The sequence below is a fragment of the Bradyrhizobium hipponense genome (assembly GCF_008123965.1).
Taxonomy (GTDB): Bacteria; Pseudomonadota; Alphaproteobacteria; order Rhizobiales; family Xanthobacteraceae; genus Bradyrhizobium; species Bradyrhizobium hipponense.
The window spans coordinates 20,835-27,187 of record NZ_VSTH01000031.1; the positions used below are offsets into that span (position 1 = coordinate 20,835).

Below are 6,353 nucleotides of genomic sequence, written 5' to 3' on the forward strand. Positions count from 1 at the left end.
GAGGAGGCGCGTAAGCGCCGTCTCGAATCACGAGGCCGAGCTGCCTGATCCGGGCCTTCGTCCTTCGAGACGCGCGCACTGCGCGCTCCTCAGGATGAGGGGTAGAGTTTCTCCAAACAGAACGATGATGACCGCTGAATCGACCGAGACCGTTTCCGCTGCCGGGTTCCCCTTGGAAAAGGTCCCGCTCGAAACCTATGTGCCGCCGGCAAAGCCGTCGCTGATCGGTCTGTCGCGCACTGAGCTTGCCGATCGCCTCGGCGAGATCGGCGTCGCGCCCCCACAGCGCAAGATGCGCGTGCAGCAATTGTGGCACTGGATCTATTTCCGCGGCGCGCGGAACTTCGAGGAGATGAGCTCGATCTCGAAGGGCATCCGCGCCGATCTCGCGCAGCATTTCACCGTCGACCGGCCCGAGGTCGTGGCCGAGCAGATCTCCAACGACGGCACCCGCAAATGGCTGCTGCGGCTGCCGAGCGGCGACAATGTCCAGAAGGCGCATGAAGTCGAGTGCGTCTACATTCCCGAAAACGATCGCGGCACGCTGTGCGTCTCGTCGCAGGTCGGCTGCACCCTGAACTGCTCCTTCTGCCACACCGGCACCCAGCGCCTGGTCCGCAACCTTACCGCCGGCGAGATCGTAGGACAGGTGATGGTGGCGCGCGACCGCCTCAATGACTGGGCCGATCGCGAGGATGGCACGCGGCGCGTCACCAACATCGTGATGATGGGCATGGGCGAGCCGCTCTACAATTTCGACGCCGTGCGCGATGCGCTGCTCATCGTCGGCGATAATGAAGGCATCGGGATCTCCCGCCGCCGCATCACGCTGTCGACCTCCGGCGTCGTGCCGAACATCGTCCGCGCCGGCGACGAGATCGGCGTGATGCTGGCGATCTCGCTGCATGCGGTGCGTGACGAGCTGCGCAACGAGCTCGTGCCGCTCAACCGCAAATACCCGATCAAGGAGCTGCTGCAGGCCTGCCGCGACTATCCCGGCGCCTCAAATGCGCGCCGCATCACCTTCGAATATGTGATGCTCAAGGGCGTCAACGATTCGCTCGACGATGCCGAGCTGCTGGTGAAGCTGCTCAAGGGCATTCACGCCAAGATCAATCTCATTCCGTTCAATCCCTGGCCCGGCACGGCCTATGAATGTTCGGACTGGGATCAGATCGAAAAGTTCTCCGAATACATCTTCAACGCCGGCTATTCCTCGCCGGTGCGTACCCCGCGCGGCCGCGACATCCTCGCCGCGTGCGGCCAGCTCAAGTCGGAGACGGAAAAGCTCTCGGCCCGCGAACGCCAGACGCTGCGCGCCATGGCGATGACGGATTAATGGATCATGCCTGCGGTGTCGCATCCTCGTCATTGCGAGCGAAGCGAAGCAATGACAGCGTTGGCTTTCCCGTCATGGCACTGATCGGCCGCCTCGTCGTCATCTTCATTGGCTTTCTCGCCGCCTGTTTCGTCGGCGGGATGATCGTCGTCGGCGCGCTGCTGTTTCCGGAATTCTCCGATCTCGGCGCCGGTCCGGTCGATGAGGGTGTGGTCGACATCCTGCTCGGATTCGGCTTCATCTTCGTGTCCGGCTTTGCGCTGGTGCCGGCGATGGTGATCGCCGCGATCACCGAGGCGCTCTACATCCGCAGCGCGCTGGTTTATGCCGTCGGCGGCGGCCTCGTGGGGCTGGCCTGCTATCTCGGCCTCGTTCCCTTTCATTCCGACACGTTGCAGTTCGAGGGCATCGTGCGGCGTCACCTCGAGATCATGACCGGCGCTGGTATCGTCGCCGGTGTCGTCTACTGGCTGATCGCCGGCCGCAATGCCGGCGCCTGGCGCAATCCGCCGCTGCCGTCGAATTCCAGGCGGGACGCGCGGTAGCGTTCTTACCCTCCCCTGGAGGGGGAGGGTCGCATCGCATCGCCAGATGCGATGCGGGGTGGGGTGACAGACTATCAGCGAGGGCGATATTGAGGGCTCACTTTGTTGCTGGTTTGCGGATGGTCGAGAGACCATTTGTGCGGCTTCACCCCACCTCGCTCGCGCTTCGCGCGAACGATCCTCCCCCTCCAGGGGAGGCTGGGCATCTCCCCGGGGTTTTCATCCTCGCGTCACTCCGCTAAACCGCGCGCCATGAACCGGACTGGACTCTTCATTGCCCTGGCGCTGTGGCTCGTGATCGGCGTCGTTTTCGGCCTCTATCCCGAACTCGATCTCAAGCTCGCTGCGCTGTTCTTCGACCCCCAGACAAAGACGTTTCCGCTCAAGCTGAACGGCTGGGCTAGCTTCGCGCGTGACGCTGCGATGTGGGTCGCCTGGGCATTCGTGCTGCCTCCCTTGATCGCGCTTGCGGTCAAGATGTTCCGGCCGGACCGGCCGCTGATGGTGTCCGGGCGCGCGATCATCTTCCTGCTGGTCACGATCATCATGTCGGCTGGCATTCTCACCAATCTCACCTTCAAGAGCTATTGGGGCCGGCCGCGTCCCGTGGCGGTGACGCAGTTCGCCGGCGACCAGCAATTCGTGCCGTGGTGGGACCCGCGCGGCGACTGTACGCGCAACTGCTCGTTCTTCTCGGGCGAGGGCGCGACGGCGTTCTGGACGCTGGCGCCGGCCGCCCTCGCCCCGCCGACCTGGCGGCCGCTCGCCTATGCCGGAGCGGTGGTGTTCGGCGCCGTGACCAGCGGCCTGCGCATGGCCTTCGGCGGGCACTTCTTTACGGACGTGTCGATCGCCGGCCTCGTCACCTTCGTCGTGATCTGGCTCGCATTTGCGCTGATCTACCGCTGGCCGCGGACGCGGTTTTCGGATGAATCGGTGGACGCCGCGCTGACCCGGCTGGCCTGGCCGGGCTATCGGCGCCGCCAGCGTCTGTTCGGCGGCAAGACGGGCCCGGCGCCGTCGATCTGAGCCATTAAATGCGTGCCGAGGCGTGCGAAATTTGATATTCGCGCGGTCAACCCGCCCTGACATCAGCCCTTCGAGACCCGATTGGAAGCGCCATGACCACGATCCTGAAAAGCCTGCCCAAGGGTGAGAAAGTCGGCATCGCTTTTTCGGGCGGTCTCGACACCAGCGCAGCGCTGCTCTGGATGAAGCAGAAGGGCGCGCGCTGCTACGCCTATACCGCCAATCTCGGCCAGCCTGACGAGGCCGACTACAACGAGATCCCGCGCAAGGCGATGGAGTTCGGCGCCGAGAAGGCGCTGCTGGTCGATTGCCGCACGCAGCTGGTCCACGAAGGCATCGCCGCGATCCAGTCCGGCGCCTTCCACATCTCGACCGGCGGCATCACCTATTTCAACACCACGCCGCTCGGGCGCGCGGTGACCGGCACGATGCTGGTCGCGGCCATGAAGGAGGACGGCGTCAACATCTGGGGCGACGGCTCGACCTTCAAGGGCAACGATATCGAGCGCTTCTATCGCTACGGGCTTTTGACCAATCCCGGCCTGCGCATCTACAAACCCTGGCTCGATCAGCAATTCATCGACGAGCTCGGCGGCCGCGCCGAGATGTCGGCGTTCATGACCGCCCAGGGTTTTGCCTACAAGATGAGCGCCGAGAAGGCGTATTCGACCGACAGCAACCTGCTCGGCGCCACGCACGAAGCGAAGGATCTCGAAAGCCTCGACAGCGGCATCAAGATCGTCAACCCGATCATGGGCGTGCCGTTCTGGCGCGACGACTGCGACGTCAAGGCCGAGAAGGTCGTGGTGCGCTTCGAGGAAGGCCAGCCAGTCGCGCTGAACGGTCAGACGTTTAGCGATCCCGTCGCGCTGTTGCTCGAAGCCAATGTCATCGGCGGCCGCCACGGCCTCGGCATGAGCGACCAGATCGAGAACCGCATCATCGAAGCCAAGAGCCGCGGCATCTACGAGGCGCCCGGCATGGCGCTGCTGCACGTCGCCTATGAGCGGCTGGTCACCGGCATCCACAACGAGGACACCATCGAGCAGTACCGCATCAGCGGCATGCGGCTCGGCCGCCTGCTCTACCAGGGCCGCTGGTTCGATTCGCAGGCCTTGATGCTGCGCGAGACCGCGCAGCGCTGGGTCGCGCGCGCCGTCACCGGCGAGGTCACGCTCGAGCTGCGCCGCGGCAACGATTATTCGATCCTGAACACGGAAAGCCCCAACCTGACCTATGCGCCGGAGCGGCTCAGCATGGAGAAGGTCGAGGACGCAGCCTTCACGCCGGCCGACCGCATCGGCCAGCTTACCATGCGCAACCTCGACATCGCCGACACGCGGACGAAGCTGAAGCTCTACACGGATACGGGCCTCTTGTCGGGCAGCGAAGGCTCGCAGATTTTCCGGTTGGAGAGTGACAAGGATTGATGCGCTCGTAGCCCGGATGGAGCGAAAGCGAAATCCGGGTCCGTCCGCTTGGTGAGAGTCCCGGATTGCGCTTCGCTCCATCCGGGCTACGCCCGAAAACAAAAATGGCCGGGATCGCTCCCGGCCATTTTGCGTTTGTGGGTGTCGCCTCAGCGCGGCGGCGCGGTGCCGGGCGGGGGCGGCGGCAGCGAGGCCTGGCCGCCGTTGAGCAGCGGCGTGATGCGGCGGACGGTGACGCGCCGGTTGATCAGGCTCGGCCCTTGCGTCTGCTCCTTCAAGTACTGCTCGCCGTAGCCTTGCGAGGTCAGGTTCTCCGCCGGCACGCCGAACTGCTGCGTCAGCAATTCGGCCGCGGACTGCGCACGGCGGTCCGACAATGACAGGTTGTCGACCTCGTTGCCGACCGCATCGGTGTGTCCCTCGATCAGGAACACCTCGCGCGGGTTGCGCTGGATCGCACGGTTGAGGCCGTCGGCGATCACTTGCAACCGGGCCGCCTGGTCCGGCGGGATGGTCCACGATCCCGTCTCGAAGTTGATCGTGTTGACGTCGATGCTCGGCATCTGCATGCGAACGTTCGGCGAGTAGCGGATCTCATCGAGCGAGTAACGCCGATCGATCCGCTGCACCGGCGGTGCCTCCATGGTCTCATAGATCACGTCCGGTGATGCCTCCTGCGCGTCGACGATGTAGCGATCGTAGGGAATGTTGACCACGGGTGGCGGCACGTCGACATAGAAGCCGCCGATCGACCGCGGATCGCGATAGCTGTTGTCGATGATGACGAGCTCGCGCCCGCCGGGGTCCCTGCGGATTCGCCGCAGCAGCGAACCGTCCGCACCGACCACGGTGATCACCTCGCTGCCATCGGGGCGGACCACGACCGTGCGAGTTTCGCCGCCGACGGTGTCGGTGCGGATGTCGCGGGCGCCGTAGCGGAAGCGATAGAGATCGTTGCCGCGGACGTATGCCTGGCCGCCCGGATCGCGGATGATGATGCGGTCCGGCTCGGTGTAGACGGTGCGGCCGCCTTCGACGACCTCGCGTCGCTGGTTATGGAGGTCGGCGATGGTGGCGCCGATCACGGCGCCAGCCACCACGCCTGCACCGATCGCGAGCGGCGTCAGGTCACGCTGCGGCGGGCGCGGCGGAGGCGGCAGCGGTGCTGCGACCGTCGGCGCGGCGCGGAAGGCCGGAGCAACCGTCGGCGGCGCGTATTGCGCCCTGTTCGGCGGTGGCGCTGCGGCCGGCGTACCCGGGACGACCGTCGGCGCCGCGGCGCCGGCGGGAGCTGCGGGCCGGGGCGGGAGGCCGCCGGCTTGGGGCGGCGCAGCCGGAGTTCCTGCAGCTGGCGCGCCAGCCGGAGGCGTTCCACCCTGACGTCCGGGTGCCGGCGTCCCGGCGCCGCCTGGAGTTGGCGTCGGGGCTGGAGTTGCGCCGGGAGCTGGTGCCGGACCCGGACGTCCCGACGGCGGGGTCGGGCTACCGGCGCCTGGCGTGGGCGTGGTTGCTGGAGCGGGTGTGGCACCAGGAGCCGGTGATGGTGATCCTGCAGCCGGGGGGGCGCCGGGGCGCCCGCCGGGGGGAGGTGCGCCCGGGCGGCCAGCCGGCGGTGCGCCGGGTGTGCTGCCCGGAGCCGGCGTTGCGGTCGGCGCAGGTGTTGGCGTCGGTGCGGGTGTCGCCGTCGGAGCGGGAGTGGCTGCCGGCGCAGGCGAGCCGGGACGGGCCGCAGGCGCAGCGGGTGAAGGCGTCGCCGTGGGCGCAGGCGTAGGCGTAGGCCGCCCCGCGGGACCCGCTGCAGGAGGCGGCGGCGGCGTCGGAGACGGGCGTGCTCCGGGCGGGGCCGGAGGCGGCGGTGTCGGCGCGCGCTGCTGCGGAGCCGCCGCGGGAGGCGGTGCTGGCGTGGGAGACGGACGCGCCGCGGGCGGCGCCGGAGGCGGCGGAGTCGGAGCGTGCTGCTGCGGAGCCGCGGCGGGAGGCGGCGACGGCTGCTTCGGAGCGGCAGGGGGC

5 protein-coding genes are annotated in these 6,353 nt (G+C 67.1%); 4 read left to right on the forward strand and 1 reads right to left on the reverse strand.

What is annotated here, in order from left to right:
* Window positions 1–127 precede the first annotated feature (127 nt).
* The 4 genes from rlmN to argG all read left to right on the forward strand — a co-directional run bounded on the left by rlmN (window position 128) and on the right by argG (window position 4,343).
* Window positions 128–1,339 (forward strand): dual-specificity RNA methyltransferase RlmN, encoded by a 1,212-nt coding sequence (rlmN, locus tag FXV83_RS10870; RefSeq protein WP_148739170.1) that lies wholly within the window; start codon window positions 128–130, stop codon window positions 1,337–1,339.
* A gap of 74 nt (window positions 1,340–1,413) precedes the next feature.
* Window positions 1,414–1,884, forward strand: a complete 471-nt coding sequence (locus FXV83_RS10875) for a hypothetical protein (protein WP_148739171.1) — start codon at window positions 1,414–1,416, stop codon at window positions 1,882–1,884.
* A 252-nt stretch (window positions 1,885–2,136) separates the two neighbouring features.
* Complete coding sequence (locus tag FXV83_RS10880) at window positions 2,137–2,913, forward strand: phosphatase PAP2 family protein (protein ID WP_148739172.1); 777 nt, start codon at window positions 2,137–2,139, stop codon at window positions 2,911–2,913.
* A 92-nt stretch (window positions 2,914–3,005) separates the two neighbouring features.
* On the forward strand, window positions 3,006–4,343 hold the full coding sequence (argG, locus tag FXV83_RS10885) for an argininosuccinate synthase (protein WP_148739173.1): 1,338 nt from the start codon (window positions 3,006–3,008) through the stop codon (window positions 4,341–4,343).
* Between the two features lie 149 nt (window positions 4,344–4,492).
* On the opposite strand, the gene FXV83_RS10890 is transcribed toward argG, so the two are convergent.
* Window positions 4,493–6,353, reverse strand: a 1,861-nt coding sequence (locus FXV83_RS10890) for an OmpA family protein (RefSeq protein ID WP_148739174.1), incomplete at its 5' end; no start/stop codon positions are given.